This window comes from Mycolicibacter kumamotonensis (assembly GCF_002086285.1).
Lineage (GTDB): Bacteria > Actinomycetota > Actinomycetes > Mycobacteriales > Mycobacteriaceae > Mycobacterium > Mycobacterium kumamotonense.
Map to the genome: position 1 here is coordinate 80333 of NZ_MVHU01000001.1, position 17885 is coordinate 98217.

At 69.6% G+C, this 17885-nt stretch carries 20 protein-coding genes; 5 read left to right on the plus strand and 15 right to left on the minus strand.

Annotation, left to right across the window (positions count from 1 at the left end; all coding sequences use genetic code 11):
* Window positions 1-60: 60 nt before the first annotated feature.
* A complete protein-coding gene (locus tag BST28_RS00355; protein ID WP_019737745.1) occupies window positions 61-720 on the minus strand; it encodes a TIGR02234 family membrane protein in 660 nt (219 codons plus the stop codon).
* Window positions 713-2260 carry an anthranilate synthase component I gene (locus tag BST28_RS00360; RefSeq protein WP_083079368.1) on the minus strand — a complete coding sequence of 516 codons (1548 nt, stop codon included), beginning with the start codon at window positions 2258-2260 and terminating at the stop codon, window positions 713-715. Before BST28_RS00360 ends, BST28_RS00355 begins: the two co-directional genes overlap by 8 nt.
* Before the next feature lie 45 nt (window positions 2261-2305).
* Between BST28_RS00360 and BST28_RS00365 the strand changes: the two genes are divergently transcribed.
* Window positions 2306-2770, plus strand: a complete 465-nt coding sequence (locus tag BST28_RS00365; protein ID WP_083079369.1) for a peroxiredoxin — start codon at window positions 2306-2308, stop codon at window positions 2768-2770.
* A gap of 27 nt (window positions 2771-2797) precedes the next feature.
* On the opposite strand, the gene BST28_RS00370 is transcribed toward BST28_RS00365, so the two are convergent.
* From BST28_RS00370 to hisD, 10 genes are all read right to left on the minus strand, one after another.
* Window positions 2798-3859 carry a coiled-coil domain-containing protein gene (locus tag BST28_RS00370; protein WP_020425499.1) on the minus strand — a complete coding sequence of 354 codons (1062 nt, stop codon included), beginning with the start codon at window positions 3857-3859 and terminating at the stop codon, window positions 2798-2800.
* A 174-nt stretch (window positions 3860-4033) separates the two neighbouring features.
* Window positions 4034-4753 (minus strand): V-type ATP synthase subunit E family protein, encoded by a 720-nt coding sequence (locus BST28_RS00375; protein WP_019737749.1) that lies wholly within the window; start codon window positions 4751-4753, stop codon window positions 4034-4036.
* Between the two features lie 36 nt (window positions 4754-4789).
* Complete coding sequence (gene hisI, locus BST28_RS00380) at window positions 4790-5137, minus strand: phosphoribosyl-AMP cyclohydrolase (protein WP_019737750.1); 348 nt, start codon at window positions 5135-5137, stop codon at window positions 4790-4792.
* Window positions 5138-5142: 5 nt separating this feature from the next.
* On the minus strand, window positions 5143-5937 hold the full coding sequence (hisF, locus tag BST28_RS00385; RefSeq protein WP_083079371.1) for an imidazole glycerol phosphate synthase subunit HisF: 795 nt from the start codon (window positions 5935-5937) through the stop codon (window positions 5143-5145).
* 1 nt (window position 5938) lies between these two features.
* A complete protein-coding gene (locus tag BST28_RS00390) occupies window positions 5939-6754 on the minus strand; it encodes an inositol monophosphatase family protein (RefSeq protein ID WP_083079372.1) in 816 nt (271 codons plus the stop codon).
* 8 nt (window positions 6755-6762) lie between these two features.
* Complete coding sequence (gene priA / locus BST28_RS00395) at window positions 6763-7503, minus strand: bifunctional 1-(5-phosphoribosyl)-5-((5-phosphoribosylamino)methylideneamino)imidazole-4-carboxamide isomerase/phosphoribosylanthranilate isomerase PriA (RefSeq protein ID WP_207569996.1); 741 nt, start codon at window positions 7501-7503, stop codon at window positions 6763-6765.
* Complete coding sequence (gene hisH / locus BST28_RS00400) at window positions 7500-8129, minus strand: imidazole glycerol phosphate synthase subunit HisH (protein ID WP_083079374.1); 630 nt, start codon at window positions 8127-8129, stop codon at window positions 7500-7502. The genes priA and hisH overlap by 4 nt, the downstream gene beginning before the upstream one ends.
* Complete coding sequence (gene hisB / locus BST28_RS00405; RefSeq protein ID WP_019734679.1) at window positions 8126-8734, minus strand: imidazoleglycerol-phosphate dehydratase HisB; 609 nt, start codon at window positions 8732-8734, stop codon at window positions 8126-8128. Before hisB ends, hisH begins: the two co-directional genes overlap by 4 nt.
* Window positions 8731-9879, minus strand: a complete 1149-nt coding sequence (locus BST28_RS00410; RefSeq protein ID WP_083079376.1) for a histidinol-phosphate transaminase — start codon at window positions 9877-9879, stop codon at window positions 8731-8733. Before BST28_RS00410 ends, hisB begins: the two co-directional genes overlap by 4 nt.
* On the minus strand, window positions 9876-11222 hold the full coding sequence (gene hisD, locus BST28_RS00415) for a histidinol dehydrogenase (protein ID WP_083079377.1): 1347 nt from the start codon (window positions 11220-11222) through the stop codon (window positions 9876-9878). Before hisD ends, BST28_RS00410 begins: the two co-directional genes overlap by 4 nt.
* A gap of 142 nt (window positions 11223-11364) precedes the next feature.
* Here hisD and BST28_RS00420 point away from each other — a divergent pair, with 142 nt between their 5' ends.
* Window positions 11365-11769, plus strand: a complete 405-nt coding sequence (locus BST28_RS00420; protein WP_043335000.1) for a nitroreductase family deazaflavin-dependent oxidoreductase — start codon at window positions 11365-11367, stop codon at window positions 11767-11769.
* 24 nt (window positions 11770-11793) lie between these two features.
* The gene (locus BST28_RS00425; RefSeq protein WP_083079379.1) at window positions 11794-12204 is read left to right on the plus strand and encodes a nitroreductase family deazaflavin-dependent oxidoreductase; all 411 of its coding nucleotides are present in this window, start codon (window positions 11794-11796) and stop codon (window positions 12202-12204) included.
* 19 nt (window positions 12205-12223) lie between these two features.
* Here BST28_RS00425 and nadC read toward each other — a convergent pair whose 3' ends face one another.
* From nadC to nadA, 3 genes are read right to left on the minus strand one after another with little or no spacing between them, the layout of a single operon-like run.
* Entirely contained in the window at window positions 12224-13093 is an 870-nt protein-coding gene (gene nadC / locus BST28_RS00430; protein ID WP_083079381.1) for a carboxylating nicotinate-nucleotide diphosphorylase, read from the minus strand.
* On the minus strand, window positions 13090-14673 hold the full coding sequence (locus BST28_RS00435; RefSeq protein WP_083079383.1) for an L-aspartate oxidase: 1584 nt from the start codon (window positions 14671-14673) through the stop codon (window positions 13090-13092). The genes nadC and BST28_RS00435 overlap by 4 nt, the downstream gene beginning before the upstream one ends.
* Complete coding sequence (gene nadA / locus BST28_RS00440) at window positions 14670-15722, minus strand: quinolinate synthase NadA (RefSeq protein WP_083079385.1); 1053 nt, start codon at window positions 15720-15722, stop codon at window positions 14670-14672. Before nadA ends, BST28_RS00435 begins: the two co-directional genes overlap by 4 nt.
* A gap of 46 nt (window positions 15723-15768) precedes the next feature.
* Here nadA and BST28_RS00445 point away from each other — a divergent pair, with 46 nt between their 5' ends.
* Together BST28_RS00445 and BST28_RS00450 are read left to right on the plus strand one after the other, a co-directional pair.
* Window positions 15769-16461 (plus strand): NUDIX hydrolase, encoded by a 693-nt coding sequence (locus BST28_RS00445; protein ID WP_019734643.1) that lies wholly within the window; start codon window positions 15769-15771, stop codon window positions 16459-16461.
* A gap of 43 nt (window positions 16462-16504) precedes the next feature.
* Complete coding sequence (locus BST28_RS00450; protein ID WP_083079386.1) at window positions 16505-17842, plus strand: lipase family protein; 1338 nt, start codon at window positions 16505-16507, stop codon at window positions 17840-17842.
* The last annotated feature ends 43 nt before the right edge of the window (window positions 17843-17885 follow it).

Here is a 17885-nt window from a genome sequence, read left to right on the forward strand (position 1 = left end):
GCTTGTCTCGGACCTTGATCGACCTCCCTCGAAGGGTAACCACCGTCACGGTCCGGGATGTCACCGGCCCTCGGGGTCGGCGCCGGGCGGCGCTTCTGTCGGGTCGCAACCCTCGTCGAGCGCGTCCCACATCATTCGTTCCGACATCTCCGGGGCACCCGCAGTGGCCGCCGGGCCGGAGCCGGCGTCCGCGGCGGCCGCCCGGCGCGCCGCCGGCGTCGCGTATTTGGTGTCGCCGCCGCGGTCCTGCGCCGCCGCGCGCATGAGTAGCGCGGCAGCGGCCAGGACACCCACGGCGGCGAGCAGGGTCAACACCGCGCCGGCGAGGCGGCGGTCGGTTCCCAGCAGCGAGGTCAGCGGGATCTCGGCGATGTCGAGGGCCCGAAGCGCAATATCGCGCACCACCCACATGCTCAGCGCCAGATATCCGGCCGCCAGGCTCACCACGGCCATCAACACGGCCAGCGCACGCAGCTGCCAGCCTCGCACCGCGACCGTGGCGACGGCGGCGGCCAGGCACACCCATGCCAACGGCACCAGCGCCGTCGACCACGACGCCCCGGTGACCGCGACCTGCCTGGGCTGCCCCAGCCCGTCGAACGAGCGGATCAGCACCCACGGCAGCCGGGATGCGCCCCACAGGCCGCCGGCGGCCACCACCAGCAGCAGTTGTGCCACCCGCAGCGCCACGGTGCCGCGACGGGGCCGGACCTCAGTCATCGGACCCCGGCGCCGTCAGCGTCTCGGCGGCGGCGATCGCGGCCAGCACCGCGCGGGCCTTGTTGGAGGCCTCGGTGTACTCGTAGGGGCCGTTGGAGTCGGCCACCACCCCGCCGCCGGCCTGCACGTAGGCGGTGCCGCGGGCGAGCAGGGCGGTACGGATCGCGATCGCGAAGTCGGCGTTGCCGGCGAAGTCCAGATAGCCGACGACGCCGCCGTACAGCCCGCGCCGGGTCTTCTCGACCTCTTCGATCAACTCCATCGCGCGGACCTTGGGTGCGCCGGACAAGGTACCGGCCGGGAAGCACGCGGTCACCGCATCCAGTGCGGAGCGGTCCTCGGCGAGCTCTCCGGTGACCGTGGACACCAGGTGCATGACGTGGCTGTAGCGCTCGATGTGGCTGTAGTCGACCACCCGGACCGTTCCCGGAACACACACCCGGCCCAGGTCGTTGCGGCCCAGGTCGACCAGCATCAGGTGCTCGGCGCGCTCCTTGTCGTCGTTCAGCAGGTCCTTTTCCAGCAGCTGGTCTTCCTCCTCGGTCCCGCCGCGCCACCGCGTTCCGGCGATCGGATGGGTGGTCGCGCGGCCGTCCTGGACCGTCACCAACGCCTCCGGGCTGGAACCCACGATCGAAAAAGCCAGTCCCCCACCATCGTCGGGCACCTGAAGCAGATACATGTACGGGCTCGGATTGGACACCCGCAGCATCCGGTAGACATCGATCGCATCCACATCGGTGTCCATCTCGAAACGCTGGGACGGCACCACCTGAAACGCCTCGCCGGCCTCGATCTCACCGACCAGCCGCTCGACGATCGCCCCGTACTCCTCGGGGGTGCGCTGGCTTCGGTAGACCGGCTCGGGCCGGTCGAACGTGGCGACGCTGGACTCCAGCGGCTGACTCAGCGCCGCGGTCATCACGTCGAGCCGAGCGATCGCGTCGTCGTAGGCCTCGTCGACGCGCTCGTCGGTGCCGTTCCAGTTGACCGCGTTGGCGATCAAGGTGATGGTGCCCTCGTGGTGATCGACCGCGGCCATGTCGGTGGCCAGCAACAGCAGCATGTCGGGCAGCGCCAGGTCGTCGACGGCCAGCTCGGGCAGGCGCTCCAGGCGGCGCACCATGTCGTAGGCGAAGAAGCCCACCAGGCCGCTGGACAGCGGCGGCAGCCCGGGAATGGCGGCCGTCTCCAGCAGCGTCAGGGTCTCGCGCAGGGCCGCCAGCGGGTCCCCGCCGGTCGGGGCGCCCTGCGGGGCCGCGCCCAGCCACACCGCTTCACCGTCCCGCACCGTCAGCGCCGAGGAGGTCCCGGCGCCGATGAACGACCACCGCGACCAGGACCGCCCGTTCTCCGCGGACTCCAGCAGGAAGGTTCCGGGCCGGTTGGCCGCCAGCTTGCGGTAGGCCGACAGCGGGGTCTCGGCGTCGGCGAGCACCTTGCGGGTCACCGGAACCACCCGGTGCTCGGCAGCCAGGGCCCGGAAATCCGCCCGCGACGCGGTGCCGGCAGGGGAAGAGCTAGCGGTGTGCACGTTCATGATCTTCCCAGATGGGGCGATCGGGCCAGGAGTAGCCTGGCGGCCATGAAAACTGGCGACACCGTGGCCGATTTCGAACTGCCCGACCAGACCGGAACACCACGCAAGCTCAGCGCATTACTGGCAGACGGGCCGGTGGTGCTGTTCTTCTATCCGGCGGCGATGACGCCCGGCTGCACCAAGGAGTCCTGCCACTTCCGTGACCTGGCCGGCGAGTTCGCCGCGGTCGGGGCCCAGCGGGTGGGGATCAGCGTCGACCCGGTGGCCAAGCAGGCCAAGTTCGCCGACCAGCAGGGCTTCGACTACCCGCTGTTGTCCGACACCGATGGCACGGTGGCTGCCCGGTTCGGCGTCAAACGCGGCCTACTCGGCAAGTTGATGCCGGTGAAACGGACCACCTTCGTCATCGACACCGACCGCACCGTGCTCGAGGTGATCGCCAGCGAATTCTCGATGGACACCCACGCCGACAAGGCGCTGGAGGTGCTGCGCGCCCGTTCGTCGGCTTAGGAGCCGCGGACAAGCCCCGGTGCGTCCTTAGTCGGCGTCTTGCTCGTTGTCCGGCTCGGTGTCGGGGGCTTCGTCCTCGGCCGCGGCCGCCTCCTCCGCCGGGACGTCCTCGGCCACCTTGCGGTGCTCGCCGACGGCGGTGTCGATCCAGTTCCGGATCTCGTTGAGGTGGGTGACGATCCCGGAACGCTCCCGCACCAACAGATCCACCTCGGCCTGGGTGCGCTCGGTGATCAATTTCGCTTCACGCTTGGTGGTGGCGATCAGCGTCGACGCCTCCAGGCGGGCCTCCTTGTCGAGCTTGGCGATGTTGGCCTCGGCCTGTTCCCAGGCCGCCTGCATCTTCTGGTCCAGGCGGCGCTGGGCCTCCCGGCGGTTGCGCTCGTCCTCTTCCCAGGCCAGCTTGATCTGCTCGTCGAGGGATTCCTGTGCTGCCCGGCGGTTGCGCTCGTCCTCCTCGGCGAGGCGCTGGTAGACCTCGCGGCGACTGCGTTCGGCGTCCTCGATCTCCTGGGCGATCCGGCTGCGCTCCTCGTGGGCGATCCGAAGGATCTCCTCCGCCTCGGCCGTCGCGGTCTCGAGAATCTTGGCCCGGCGCGCATTGGTGGAGGCCTGGAACTCCGCCAGGGCCTCACTGGCGGCGGCCCGGTCCTGGCGGGCGGCCTCCAGCTGCTCGCGGAGTTCTCCGGTCAGCGCCTCGGCGTCCTGGCGAGCCAGTTCCTTGGTGCGCCGCGCCTCCTCGGAGGCGATGCGCATCATCCGCGCAATGCGATCCGACATGCCCTCGACGGAATCGACCGGACCGGTGACCTGCTCGAATTGCGTCCGCAATTCGGCCAGTTCGGCCGTCAGGCGTTGACGCTCGGCCTCGGCCTCGGCGGTCATACGCACGATGTCGTTCTGCAGTCGCGTGACCTCAGCGGTGAGTTGTTCGCGATCAAATCGCGTCTGCGCCTTGACCGCGTCGAGGGATTTTGTTCGCTCCTGCAGGATCTCGATTTCATGATGCAGGCGTGCGATGTAGTCGGAAACCTCGTTGCGGTCGAATCCGCGCATCTGCGTTTCGAATTCCGGAATCTCTAGCGCCACCGATTTGCTCCTAGCACCTGACTGGGTCGGGCATTGGTTCGACGGGCAACCACGCTAGCCCGAGTTGGCTTGTGCGCGAGGCTAAATGGACCGGTTCACCCAAGTTGCCGTGCGACGCAGCGTACCAGACCTGCGGTGCACTGTCACCGGCTCGCATTATGGCCTGACGCCAGGTCAGCGTGGACGATTTTCGCGAAACCAGGACTCTTTGGCCGGGGGCAGGGATTCGCGTTTAACCTGGGTGGTCGAACGCTGAATCTGGTCGACGATTTTTGCGCGTGCATCCATGAGTTCGGTCAGGCGAAGCTGCGCGTCGGCCACGTGTGTATTGATCGCCTTGTTCATTTCGGTCAATATCTCCGAGGCGTGGTTCTCGGCTTCCTTCATGATCTCGGCGGCGCTCATCACGGCCTGTCGACGCAGTTGTGCGGCATGCAGCCGCAGCTGCTTGTGCTGAGTCTCCAACTCGGCCCGCAATTCCGCCGCCTCCCGGCGCTGCGCTTCGGCGTCGTCGAGAATCGCGGCGGCTTCCTTCTCGGCGGCGCCGCGCAATTCATCGGCGAAGCGCTGGGCTTCGGCCCGGATGTCGTCGGCTTCGGCCGTGGCGCCGTTGAGAATTCCGGAGAGCCGGTCACTGAGATCCACGATGTCTCCCGGGATGGCCGAGGCCAACTCGTTGAACCGCACCGATGTCGACTCCAAGGTAGCCTGCGACTCGCTCAACTGCTTGGTGAGCGCGACGATCCGCGACCCGGCGCGCGGCAGGTGTGCCTCGATATCGCTGACAGTGCCCTGGGCGTAGTGGGCGTCGATCTGCTGGGAAACCCGCTCCAACTCCCAACCCGAAGAGGTGTGGTCCAACGGGTACGAGTCGTCCGGTTCGTCGGAGTTCACAGTCGGCCAGCATACCGCTCGACACCCCGCTGCGAATCAATCCGCGGGACCCAGTAACACCTCGGCATCGAAGCAGCTGTGGTCGCCGGTGTGGCAGGCCCCGCCGGTCTGGTCGACCTCCAGCAACACGGTGTCACCGTCGCAATCCAACCGCACCGAGTGCACATACTGGGTGTGTCCGGAGGTCGCACCCTTGATCCACTGCTCACCCCGGGACCGCGAGAAATAGGTCGCCTCACGGGTTGCCAGGGTGCGCGCCAAGGCGTCGTCGTCCATCCAGGCGACCATCAGCACGTCGCCGCTGCCCCGTTCCTGCGCGACCGCGGCGATCAGGCCGTCGGCGTTGCGCTTGAGCCGGGCCGCAATCGCCGGGTCGAGCTCCATCGCAGTCATCGCACTGTGATCCCTTCGGCCGCCATCGCCGACTTGACCTGCCCGATCGTCAGTTCGCGGAAGTGAAAGACGCTGGCCGCCAGCACCGCATCGGCGCCCGCGGCCACCGCCGGGGCGAAATGCTCCGCCGCGCCCGCTCCCCCGCTGGCGATCACCGGGACGTTCACCGCCGCACGCACCGCGCGCAGCATCGGCAGGTCGAAACCGGCTTTGGTGCCGTCGGCGTCCATCGAGTTCAGCAGGATCTCCCCGACACCGAGTTCGACACCTCGGACCGCCCATTCCACCGCGTCGATACCGGTGCCCTGCCGGCCGCCGTGGGTGGTGACCTCCCACCCGGAGGGTGTGGGCTTGGACCCATCAGGGCGCAGGGGCGCGGTGCGGGCGTCGACCGACAGCACGATGCACTGGGAGCCGAATTGGCGGGCCAGTTCGGCCAGCAGTTCCGGTCGGGCGATCGCGGCGGTGTTCACCGAGACCTTGTCGGCGCCGGCCCGCAGCAACACGTCGACGTCGGCGACGGTGCGCACCCCGCCGCCGACGGTGAGCGGAATGAACACCTGATCGGCGGTGCGGGCGACCACGTCCAACATGGTGGCCCGGCCCGATGAGGAGGCCGTGACGTCGAGAAAGGTCAGTTCGTCGGCGCCCTCGGCGTCGTAGGCGGCGGCGAGCTCGACCGGATCGCCGGCGTCGCGCAGGTTCGCGAAATTAACGCCCTTGACCACCCGGCCGCCGTCGACGTCCAGGCACGGGATGACCCGCACCGCCACATCGCTTGCTTGGCCCATCTCAGTAGTCCTCCGGTACGCCGGCCGCGGTCAGGATGTCGAGGATTTCGCTGTGCACTCCCGGTGCGGCCGCCAGCGCCGAGCGCGACTGCGACGTCCAGGGCGCTCCGGTCAGGTCGGTGACGATTCCGCCGGCCGCACGCACCAGTGCCACCCCGGCGGCGTGGTCCCAGATGTGGTCGCCGAAACTGAGCGCGCCGCCGAGGGTGCCGTCGGCGACGTAGGCCAGGTCGATTCCGGTGGCGCCGTGCATCCGCGGCCGCGAGGTCACCCGACTCAGGCCCTTCAGCACCGCAAGCCGATAGCGGCCCGGGAAACGGCCCCGCCAGTCGACGTTGAACGTGCCGATGCCCACCAGCGAGTCCGAAAGCGCCGTCGGACTCAGCTCCGGCTGCACCACCCCGTTGCGCAGCAGCGGTCCGCCCGCCACCGCGGTATAATGCTGGTCGGTGAACGGTAGCCAGGTCAGACCGGCCACCGGCTCACCGTCGCGCAGCAGGCCCAGCAGAATCGCTGCCATCGGGGACCCGGCCGCGTAGTTGAACGTGCCGTCGATCGGATCGAGCACCCACACCAGCGGCGAGTCGATCGGCGGACCGCCGAACTCTTCGCCGTGTACGCCGATCCCGGTCGCCGAGACCAGCCCGTCGGTGATCTGGCGCTCCAGTGCCAGGTCCACCTCGGTTGCGAAATCATTGCCGCCCTTGCGGACTGCTGAATCGGCGCGGTGGCCGTCGAGAAAGGGCTGCGCCGCGACATCCAGGATTTTCGACGCCTCGGCGACCAGAGCGTCCAGATCCGCGGTGTCCAGCGCCACGTGCGCGCCTAGCCTTGCACCGCGGTCAGCGCCTCGGGCAGGGTGAACCGCCCCGCGTAGAGCGCTTTTCCGACGATCGCGCCCTCGACCCCGCGGTCCACCAGGGTGGCGATGGCCCGCAGATCATCGAGGCTGGACACCCCGCCGGAGGCGATCACCGGCGCCTCGGTGCGGTCGGCGACCTCACCGAGCAGCTCGAGGTTGGGCCCGCCCAAGGTGCCGTCCTTGGTCACATCGGTGACGACGAAACGTGAACATCCTTCGCGGTCAAGACGTTCCAGAACCGGCCACAGCTCACCGCCGTCGGTCTCCCAGCCGCGCCCCCGCAGCCGGTACGCCCCGTTGTCGAGCTGCACGTCCAGGCCCACAGCGATCCGGTCCCCGTGTTCGGCGATCGCCCGGGCACACCACTGCGGGTTCTCCAGGGCGGCCGTGCCCAGGTTCACCCGGGTGCAGCCGGTGGCCAGCGCCGCCGCCAGCGAGTCGTCGTCGCGGATGCCACCGGACAGTTCGACCTTCACCTCAAGGCGGCCAACCACATCGGCGAGCAGTTCGCGGTTGGAGCCGCGGCCGAATGCGGCATCCAGATCGACGAGGTGAATCCACTCCGCACCGTCGCGCTGCCAGCCCAGTGCGGCCTCCAGAGCCGAGCCGTATTCGGTTTCGCTGCCGGCCTTGCCCTGCACCAGTCGCACCGCACGCCCGTCGACCACATCGACGGCGGGCAACAAGACCAACGATGTACTCACAGTGCCTCCACCCAGTTGCTCAGTAGTGTCGCCCCGGCATCCCCGCTCTTTTCAGGGTGAAACTGGGTGGCGGCCAACGGCCCGTCCTCGACAGCCGCCAGGAACGGTACCTGATGGGTCGCGCGGGTCACCAAAGCCTCCGGACGGCCCTCCCACCGCTGCGCGGCGTAGGAGTGCACGAAGTAGAACCTGGTGTCGGCGTCCAACCCGGCGAACAGCGTGCTGCCGGGGGCGGCGTCGACGACGTTCCAGCCCATGTGCGGGATCACCGGGGCGTCGAGCCGGGTGACCGCACCCGGCCATTGCCCGCAGCCGGCGGTCTCCACCCCGAACTCCACGCCGCGGGCGAACAGGATCTGCATCCCGACGCAGACCCCCAGCACCGGGCGGCCGGCCGCCACCCGTTCGGCGATGATCTTCTCCCCGTGCACCTTGCGCAGTCCGGCCATGCACGCCGCGAACGCTCCGACACCCGGAACCACCAGACCATCGGCGGAGGCCGCGGCCTCGGCGTCAGAAGTCACCTCGACTGCCGCGCCGGCCCGCTGCAGGGCACGCTGGGCTGAACGCAGGTTGCCCGAGCCGTAGTCCAGGATCACCACCGCGGGTTTGCCGGATCTGCTCACAGGGCGCCTTTGGTGGAGGGAACACCGGTCACCCGCGGGTCCGGCTCCACCGCCTGGCGCAGGGCGCGGGCGACCGCTTTGTACTGCGCCTCGGTGATGTGGTGGGGGTCGCGTCCGTAGAGCACCCGCACGTGCAGCGCGATACGGGCGTTGGACGCCAGCGTCTCGAACACGTGGCGGTTGATGACGGTGTGGTAGGGCACCTGCGATCCGGCAATGGTGGTGTGCGTCAAGTGATCCGGCTCGCCGGTGTGCACACAGTAAGGCCGCCCGGACACGTCGACGGCGGCGTGCGCCAACGTCTCGTCCATCGGGATGAACGCGTCACCGAAGCGGCGGATGCCCTTCTTGTCGCCGAGTGCCCGGTCCAGGGCCTGGCCGAGCACGATCGCGGTGTCCTCGACGGTGTGGTGCGCTTCGATCTCGACATCGCCTTTGGCACGGACCGTCAGGTCGAAGCTGGCGTGGCTGCCGAGCGCGGTCAGCATGTGATCGAAGAACGGCACGCCGGTCTCGATGTCGACGATGCCGGTGCCGTCCAGGTCGAGTTCGACCGTGATGTCGGATTCGCGGGTGGCACGTTCCACCCGGGCGCGGCGGGTCATGATGCTCCTAATGAGGGTTGGGCGAGTTCAGTGGCCGCAAGCTGCTTGCTGGCGGCGAGCAGTGCGTCGTTCTCCTCCGGAAGTCCGGTGGTAGCCCGCAGGTAGCCGGGGATGCCGACGTCGCGGATGAGGATGCCGGCGTCCAGGTAGCGCTGCCAGGTCGCGGGTGCGTCGGCGAATTCACCGAACAGCACGAAATTGGCGTCGCTGGGGATGACCCGAAATCCCATGGCGGTCAGCGCGGCGCAGACCCGTTCGCGTTCGGCGATGAGCTGGGCGACGCTCCCCAGCGTCTCGTCGGCGTGTCTCAGCGCGGCACGTGCGGCCGCCTGGGTGACTACCGACAGGTGGTAGGGCAACCGCACCAACAGCATCGCCTCGATCACCGCCGGGGCGGCGATGAGGTATCCGAGCCGGCCGCCGGCGAACGCGAACGCCTTGCTCATCGTGCGGGTGACGATCAGCTTCGTCGGATAGTCGGCGATCAGCGCGATAGCGCTGGGCTGCGACGAGAATTCGCCGTAGGCCTCGTCGACGATGACGATCCCCGGCGCGGCGTCGAGCACACTGCGCAGATCATCGAGTGAAATACTCTGCCCGGAAGGGTTATTCGGGCTCGCGACGAACACCACGTCGGGTCGGCGATCGTCAATGGCCGCGACTGCGACAGTGACGTCCAGCCCGAAGTCCTCAGCCCGGTTCGCGGCCAGCCACTGGGTCTGGGTGCCGTCGGAGATGATCGGGTGCATCGAATACGACGGGACGAATCCGAGCGCGCTGCGGCCGGGCCCGCCGAACGCCTGCAGCAGCTGCTGCAGAACTTCGTTAGAGCCGTTGGCCGCCCACACGTTCTCCGGCCCCACTTCGACACCGGTCTGGGTGCTCAGGTAGCCGGCCAGGTCGGTGCGCAGCGCCACCGCGTCGCGGTCGGGATAGCGGTGCAAATCGGCCGCGGCGTCGCGCACCGAGCGCGCCACGTCGTCGACCAGCGCCGCGCTCGGCGGGTGCGGATTCTCGTTGGTGTTCAGCCGCACCGGCACCACCAGTTGCGGTGCGCCGTAGGGCGATTTACCGCGCAGGTCATCACGCAGCGGCAGGTCGGCCAGGGTGATGTCGCAGCCCGGCCGCCGGTTGTTGTCGCTCACTGCTCGAACCTCCGCCGGACCGCTTCGCCGTGCGAGGGCAGATCCTCGGCTCCGGCCAGTGCGATCACATGCCCACTGACATCCTTCAGGGCGGCCTCGGTGTACTCCACGACGTGGACACCGCGCAGGAAGGTCTGCACCGACAGCCCGCTGGAGTAGCGCGCACTACCCGCGGTGGGCAGCACGTGGTTGGAGCCCGCGCAGTAGTCGCCGAGGCTGACCGGCGCATACGGCCCGACGAAAATTGCTCCGGCCGAACGGATCCGGGCCGCAACCGCGGCAGCGTCGGCGGTCTGGATCTCCAAGTGCTCGGCGGCGTAGGCGTTGACCACCCGGATCCCGGCGTCCATGTCGTCGACCAGCACGATCGCCGACTGGCGCCCGCCCAGCGCCGTCGCCACCCGCTGGCGGTGCACGGTGGTTTCCAGCTGCGCGGTCACCTCCCGGTCGGTGGCGTCAGCCAGCTCGGGGCTGCTGGTGACCAGCACGCTGGCGGCCAGTTCATCGTGCTCGGCCTGGCTGATCAGGTCGGCGGCCACATGCACCGGGTTGGCGGTGTGGTCGGCGAGGATGGCGATCTCGGTGGGGCCGGCTTCGGCGTCGATACCGACCTGCGAACGGCACAGCCGTTTGGCGGCGGTCACGTAGATGTTGCCGGGCCCGGTGATCATGTCGACCGGGGCCAGCTCGGCCTGATCGGTGTCGGTGCCGCCGTAGGCCAGCAGCGCCACCGCCTGGGCGCCTCCGACCGCCCACACCTCGCCGACACCGAGCAGCCGGGCTGCGGCCAGGATCGTCGGGTGTGGCAGCCCGCCGAAGGCGGCCTGCGGCGGACTGGCGATCACCAGTGAGTCCACCCCGGCGGTCTGGGCCGGGACGACGTTCATCACCACACTGGACGGGTAGACGGCGTTGCCGCCCGGAACGTAGAGCCCGACCCGCTCGACCGGAATCCAGCGTTCGGTGACGGCCGCACCGGGACCGAGTGTGGTGGTGGTGTCGGTGCGCCGCTGGTCGGCGTGCACCGCGCGGGCGCGGCCGATCGCCACCTCCAGCGCGGTGCGCACGACGGGGTCCAGGCCGGCCAGGGCGGTCTCCAGCGCCGCTGCCGGCACCCGCACCGCTGCCGGGCGCACCTGGTCGAACGATTCCCCGAATTCCAGCGCTGCGGCGGCCCCGCGCTCGGCGACCGCCTCGACGATCGGGCGAACCCGCGCCAACACCGCCTCGACGTCGACACCGCCGCGCGGAAGGGCGGCGCGCAGCCGAGCCCTGGAAAGGTTCGACTGATCGGTGCCACGCAGGTCGATGCGTGCCAGCAGGGCGGTGTTCACGTCGTCCATTGTCCCAGAGCGGTCCAAGTCAATATTGCCGCGCTCGGCAGACCCGCCGCTGCGGCCTCGCGGGGGTGGTGCGGGCAGGGCCGGCCGCGGGCTCACGGCTAGGGTGGTGCACAGCTGTGACCTCGCGAACGGAGCCGCCGGCATGCCCACCAAGGACCACCCCAAGAGCGTGCCCGGCGTGCCCTACATCTTCCCGGACTGGCTGGATTACTTGCAGCGCACGATCGAAAGCCCGGTGGTCAAACGATTCCACCTCCCCACCTTCGCGGTGATCGACCATCGCGGCCGCAAGTCCGGCACCCCGTACCGGACCGTGGTACGCGCGTTCCGCAAGGGCCCGCGACTGGCGGTGATGCTCGGCCACGGAAAGGCCGACTGGGTCAAGAACGTGCTGGCCGCCGGCGAAGCGGACGTGCACCTGTTCCGGCGCGACGTGCGCATCACCAACCCGCGGATCGTGCCGGTCGGCGGCGACACCAGCGGCCTGCCGTGGATCACCCGGGTGGGCTCCCGGTGGGTCGGGATACTGGTCGCAGACATCATCTGAAACACCACGAGAAACGGAGTCGCGATGGCTGTCGATAAGGGTGCCGATGACACCTCCAAGCTGCCGGTAATCTTCCCGCCGTGGCTGGACAGGCTGCAGATCAAATACATGAACCCGGTGGTCAAGCCGTTGTCCCGGTTCCTTCCGGGCACGTCGGTGATCAAGCACCGGGGCCGCAAGTCCGGCAAGCCCTACGAGACGGTGGTGACGACCTACCGCAAGGGCAAACTGCTGGCGATCGCGCTCGGACACGGCAAGGCCGACTGGGTCAAGAACGTGCTGGCCGCCGGGGAGGCCGACGTGCGACTGTTCCGCCGCGAAGTGCATCTCACCAATCCGCGGGTCGTGCCGGCCGGGGCCGCGGACCACTCCCTGCCGCTTGCGGTGCGGCTGCAGAACCGCAAAGTGGCGGTATTGGTCGCCGACATCGCCTGAGCCGCAACAGCCTTCAGTCCTACATGTCCAGGCCGATGTCGAGCACCTGGACCGAGTGAGTGAGGGCGCCCACGGCCAGGTAGTCGACGCCGGTGGCGGCGTAGGCGGCAGCGCTGCCCAGCGTCAGCCCGCCGGAGGACTCCAGCAGCACCCCGGGTGCCCGGGAGTCGCGGCGCTGAGCGGCGATCTGGGTCTGCCAGACTTCGAAATTGTCCAGCAGCACCAGTTCGGGCCCCTCGGCGAGCACTTCGTCGAACTGCTCCAGCGAATCGACCTCGACTTCGCAGGGCACGTCGGGGGCGGCGGCACGGACCGCGCGCAGCGCCGCGGCCACCGATCCCGCGGCGGCGACATGGTTGTCCTTGATCAGCGCGGCGTCGCCGAGCCCCATCCGGTGGTTCACCCCGCCGCCGACCCGCACCGCGTATTTCTGCAGCACCCGCAGTCCCGGCAGGGTCTTGCGGGTGTCGCGGATCCGCGCCGACGTGCCGTCCACCGCGTCCACCCAGGCCGCGGTGGCGGTGGCGATCCCGGACAGATGACAGATCAGGTTGAGCATGGTGCGTTCGGCGGTCAGCAGCCCGCGCGTCTGGGCCTGCAGGCTCAGCACCGGTGTGCCGGCCTCCGGCCGGGCTCCATCGGCCACCCGGTCCAGCACCCGGTAGCCCTCGGGCCCGAGTACGTGATCGAGTACCAGCAGGGCGATGTCGACCCCGGCGATCACGCCGGCCACCCGCGGCACCAGCGCGGCCTCGGTCACCGCGTCGGCCGGTACCGTCGCCGCGGTGGTGACATCGGGTCCGTAGCGCAGGTCCTCGTCGAGCGCCCGGGCGATGACCGCGCGCACCTCGTCGAGTTCGGTCTCCGACAGGGTCACCGAGCGGGTCATGAGGCCGCCCCCGCCGGCGTTTCGAGCGCCACCGCGCCGCCGCGCAGCCGGACGGTGGCGCTGCGGGCCTGACCGGGGTCGGCGCCGGAGAACTCGGCCCGGTGGTGACAACCCCGGCTTTCGGTGCGGGCCAGGGCGGCGCCGGCGACGACCTGAGCCACCAACATCAACGCGGCGTCCTCGAAGCCGGTCCGGTCGGTGATGATGCGTTCCTGCGCGGTCGACAACAGGTCGGTCAGCCGCTGCAGCCCGGGTGCGTCGCGGACTACCGAGGCATCGCGCGACATCGCCTGCTGCAGGATCGGCCGATCCAGCACGGCGTGCCCGCCCCGCTCGGGGGCACCGGCTTGCACGCGCCCGGCCGAGACGGCGTGCGCGGCCGCCGCCGATCCGGCGCGGTCGCCCACCACCAGGCCCTCCAGCAGGCTGTTGGAGGCCAGCCGGTTGGCGCCGTGCATGCCGGTGCGGCCCACCTCGCCGGCGGCGAACAGGCCGGGCAGCTCGGTGCGACCATGGATGTCGGTGACGACCCCGCCGCAGCTGTAGTGCGCGCCCGGGACCACCGGGATCGGTTGGCTGGCCGGGTCGATGCCGGCGGCCCGGCAGGCCGCGGTGACGGTCGGAAACCGGCCCTCGAAGCCGGCGATCTCGCGAGCGTCGAGGAAGACGCAGGGGTCCCCGGTCTCGCGCAGCCTGGCGTCGATGGCGCCGGCCACCACGTCGCGCGGCGCCAGGTCGCCCATCGGGTGCACCCCGGCGGTGACCGAGGCACCCCTGGAGTCGATCAGCCGCGCGCCCTCGCCGCGCACCGCCTCGGTGACCAGCGGGCGGCGTCCGCCGGTGGCGCCGTTTCCGCCGGCGAACAGCATCGTCGGGTGGAACTGGATGAATTCCAGGTCGCTGACCGCGACCCCGGCCCGTAGCGCCAGCGCCAGCCCGTCGCCGGTAGCGCCGCCGGGATTGGTGGTCGCCCGGTACAGGTGGCCCACACCGCCGGTGGCCAGCACCACCGACGGGGCGTGGATCACCCCGATCCCGTCGGCATTGGCCACCAGCACCCCGGTGACCGTGTCGGCATCGCGCAGGATCTGCAGCACCACCTGGCCCCAACGGATGTCCAGGCCGGCCGCGGCGTGATCAAGTGCTCGCTGCACCTCGGCTCCGGTCGCATCCCCGCCCGCGTGAATGATGCGGCGCCGCGAGTGCCCGCCCTCGCGGGTGAGCGCCCAGCTGCCGTCCGGTGCGCGATCGAATTGCGCACCGGCACCGGCTAATTCGGCGACCGCGCGATAGCCGTCGGCCACGATCGAGGTCACCGCGTCGGCGTCGCACAATCCTCCCCCGGCGGCGATCGTGTCGGCGACGTGGGCTTCCACCGAGTCGTCGGTGCCCGGCAGCACCACCGCGATCCCGCCCTGGGCGTAATGCGTCGCGGTCACCGCATAACCGGTGTCGGCCTTGCTGAGCACCACCACGTCCCGTCCGGCGCGGCGCGCGGCGCGGGCCGCGGCCAGCCCGCCGACCCCGGTGCCTATGACGACGACATCGGTCCGCTGCTGCCAGCCGCGACCACCTGTCACTTGCTGACCGGCGCGGAGTGTCCGATCGAGACCATGCGCTGCACGCTACGCGCCGCCAGACGCGCGGTCTCGGGGTCGACGTGGATCTCGTCGGCGCCTTCGGTCAGGCTGCGCAGCAGGGCCGCCGGGGTGATCATCTTCATGTATTTGCAGGCCGCCTTGGAGTTGACCGCCTCGAAGTCGACCTGCGGCGCGGCCTTGCTCAGCTGGTAGATCATGCCGACCTCGGTGGCCACCAACACCTTTCGCGCCTGGGTGCGCCGAGCCTCCTCGAGCATCCCACCGGTGGACAGGATCTTGACCCGCTCCTCGGGAAAGTGGCCCTCGCCGACCAGGTACAGCGCCGACGTCGCACATCCACACTCGGGGTGCACGAACAGCTCGGCATCCGGATTCGCCCGCGCCTTCTCCTCGAGCTCGTCACCGTTAATCGCCGCGTGCACGTGGCACTCGCCAGCCCAGACGTGCATGTTCTTGCGTCCGGTGACCCGCTGGACGTGCTGACCCAGGAACTGGTCGGGCAAGAAAAGCACCTCGCGGTCCGGGTCGATCGCGTTGACCACGTCGACGGCGTTCGACGAGGTGCAGCAGTAATCGGTGAGCGCTTTGACCGCCGCGGTGGTGTTCACGTAGGACACCACCACCGCGCCGGGGTGGTCGTCGCGCCAGGCCTGCAAGTCCTCGGCGGAGATCGAGTCCGCCAGCGAGCAGCCGGCTCGCGCGTCGGGGATCAACACCGTCTTGTCCGGGGAGAGGATCTTGGCGGTCTCGGCCATGAAGTGCACGCCGCAGAACACGATGGTGTCCGCGTCGGTGTCGGCGGCGATGCGGGCCAGGCCCAGGGAGTCCCCGACGTGGTCGGCGATGTCCTGGATCGGCGGCAGTTGGTAGTTGTGCGCCAGGATCGTGGCGTTGCGTTCCTTTTTGAGCCGGAGGATCTCGGCCACCCACTCTTCGTCGGGCTCGATACCGCTGTAGCCGGCCGGGGAATTGATGATCCGGTCGGCCAGGCTGCCCGCCTGCACACCGGTGTCGGTGAGGGTGGTCATGCGCGACTCCTCTCGCGGATTAGGTTTTCGACTTACAATCGAAAACATGGTTCATACTAGCACCGCGCACGAGGTACTCACCGCGGTCTTCCAGGTTGGCGGCCTCGACCGGCGCCACCCCCGGCTCAATGTCTTGCTCTGGCAGCGCGCGCGAGAACCCCAGCTCGGAAGATGGTCCCTTCCGGGTGGACTGTTGCGGAACGACGAGGATGTGACGGCGTCCGCCCGCCGCCAGCTGGCCGAGAAGGTCGACCTACGTGAGATCGCCCACCTTGAGCAACTGGCTGTGTTCTCCGACCCAGGCCGGGTTCCGGGGGTGCGCACCATCGCCTCCACGTTTCTGGGCCTGGTGCCCTCCCCGGCCGATCCCGAGCTGCCGGCCGACACCCACTGGCATCCGGTCGACGATCTCCCCGAGATGGCGTTCGATCACGCAACCATGGTGGCGCACGCCCACAGCCGGCTGGTCGCCAAGATGTCCTATACGAATATCGGGTTCGCCTTAGCACCAACGGAATTCGTTCTCTCCACGCTGCGCGACATCTACAGCGTGGTACTCGGGTACCAGGTCGATGCCACCAACCTGCAGCGGGTCCTGGTTCGGCGCGGCGTGATCACCCGCACCGGCACCACCGCCCGCTCCGGACGCAGTGGGGGGCGCCCGGCTGCCCGCTACCGGTTCACCGACGCCGAACTGCGGGTCACCGACGAATTCGCGGCGCTGCGGCCTCCAGGGTGAGTCGGACTGGATTCTTAACGCCTTCTTAAGCCACAATGCCTGGATGGACCTGGACAGCTTGGCCCGCGAAACCTCTGTCGAGTGGATCGGGCAAGCCCCCCACCAGCCACTGCAATCCGGCCAGCGCCCGCTGCAGCCGGCCGAGGACCCGTTCTATGAGCCGCCGGCCGGCTTCCAGCACGCCGTTCCGGGCACCGTGCTGCGCTCTCGCGAGGTCGAACTGGCCTTTTTGGGGCTGATTCCCCAGCAGCTGGTCGCCACCCAGCTGCTGTACCGCACCGTCGACCGCAACAACGTGCCGCAGGCGGCGGTGACGACGGTGCTGGCCCCCGGCGACCGTGACCGCAGCCGCCCGTGCCCGATCGTGTCCTACCAGTGCGCGATCGACGCGGTGGACGGCCGCTGCTTCCCGTCCTACGCACTGCGCCGACGCGCCAAGGCGCACGGCTCGTTCACCCAGCTCGAATTCGTCCTGATCGCCGCCATCCTGGCGCAGGGCTGGGCGGTGTCGATCCCCGACCACGAGGGCCGAGACGGGCACTGGGGGGCGCCCTACGAGCCGGGTTACTACGTGCTCGACGGGGTGCGCGCCGCGCAGGGCGCCGAACAGCTGGACCTGTCCCCCGCGGACCCGGTCGCACTGTGGGGTTACTCCGGCGGCGGCCTGGCCACCGCCTGGGCTGCCGAGGTCTCCGGCGGTTATGCCCCCGAACTCAACCTCGTCGGCGTCGCGCTCGGCTCACCGGTGGGCGATCTAGGCAACACCCTGCAACGGCTGAACGGCTCGTTCTGGTCAGGCCTGCCGGCCATCATGATCGCCGCGCTGGCGCGGGTCTATCCCGAACTCGACAAGGTCATCGAGGAACACGCCACGGTCAGCGGCCGTGCGCTGCTGCACTCCTTGGAGTCTGCGTCGACCGCCGCGGCGGTGCTGCGCCTGCGCTACCGCTCCCTGGACTCCTACATCGACAGGCCGCTGGACGAGCTCATCGAGCACCCCGCGGTGCAGCACGTGTTCGACGACACCCGGTTGGGAACCGCGGTGCCGGCTCCCCCGGTGCTGATGGTGCAGGCCATCCACGACCAGGTGATCTCCGTCAACGACATCGACACGCTCGCCGAGACCTACGCGACCGGTGGCGCCCGGCTGACCTATCACCGCGACCTGCTCAGCGAGCACATCCTGCTGCACCCGCTGTCGACTCCGATGGTGCTGGACTGGTTGCGGGACCGCTTCGCCGACCGGCCGCTGCCCGACGGCGCGGTGCAGAGCCAGTGGCCGGCACTGCTGAACCCCAAGACCTACCTGGGCCTGGCCCGGCTGGGCCTGGTGGCCGCGCGGGTCCTCACCGGCGGGGCGATGCGCCGTCTTCCGCTGTGACGGCCGGATCGATTCGGCCGTCCCAGCTTCGGCTCTCCTCCGT

Excerpts from the sequence above, each read along its gene's own strand:
- BST28_RS00355 (WP_019737745.1), bottom strand. The coding sequence starts at position 720 with ATGACTGAGGTCCGGCCCCGTCGCGGCACCGTGGCGCTGCGGGTGGCA.
- BST28_RS00360 (WP_083079368.1), bottom strand. The coding sequence starts at position 2,260 with ATGAACGTGCACACCGCTAGCTCTTCCCCTGCCGGCACCGCGTCGCGG.
- BST28_RS00365 (WP_083079369.1), top strand. The coding sequence starts at position 2,306 with ATGAAAACTGGCGACACCGTGGCCGATTTCGAACTGCCCGACCAGACC.
- hisI (WP_019737750.1), bottom strand. The coding sequence starts at position 5,137 with ATGGAGCTCGACCCGGCGATTGCGGCCCGGCTCAAGCGCAACGCCGAC.
- hisF (WP_083079371.1), bottom strand. The coding sequence starts at position 5,937 with ATGGGCCAAGCAAGCGATGTGGCGGTGCGGGTCATCCCGTGCCTGGAC.
- hisB (WP_019734679.1), bottom strand. The coding sequence starts at position 8,734 with ATGACCCGCCGCGCCCGGGTGGAACGTGCCACCCGCGAATCCGACATC.
- hisD (WP_083079377.1), bottom strand. The coding sequence starts at position 11,222 with ATGGACGACGTGAACACCGCCCTGCTGGCACGCATCGACCTGCGTGGC.
- BST28_RS00420 (WP_043335000.1), top strand. The coding sequence starts at position 11,365 with ATGCCCACCAAGGACCACCCCAAGAGCGTGCCCGGCGTGCCCTACATC.
- BST28_RS00425 (WP_083079379.1), top strand. The coding sequence starts at position 11,794 with ATGGCTGTCGATAAGGGTGCCGATGACACCTCCAAGCTGCCGGTAATC.
- nadC (WP_083079381.1), bottom strand. The coding sequence starts at position 13,093 with ATGACCCGCTCGGTGACCCTGTCGGAGACCGAACTCGACGAGGTGCGC.
- nadA (WP_083079385.1), bottom strand. The coding sequence starts at position 15,722 with ATGACCACCCTCACCGACACCGGTGTGCAGGCGGGCAGCCTGGCCGAC.
- BST28_RS00445 (WP_019734643.1), top strand. The coding sequence starts at position 15,769 with ATGGTTCATACTAGCACCGCGCACGAGGTACTCACCGCGGTCTTCCAG.
- BST28_RS00450 (WP_083079386.1), top strand. The coding sequence starts at position 16,505 with ATGGACCTGGACAGCTTGGCCCGCGAAACCTCTGTCGAGTGGATCGGG.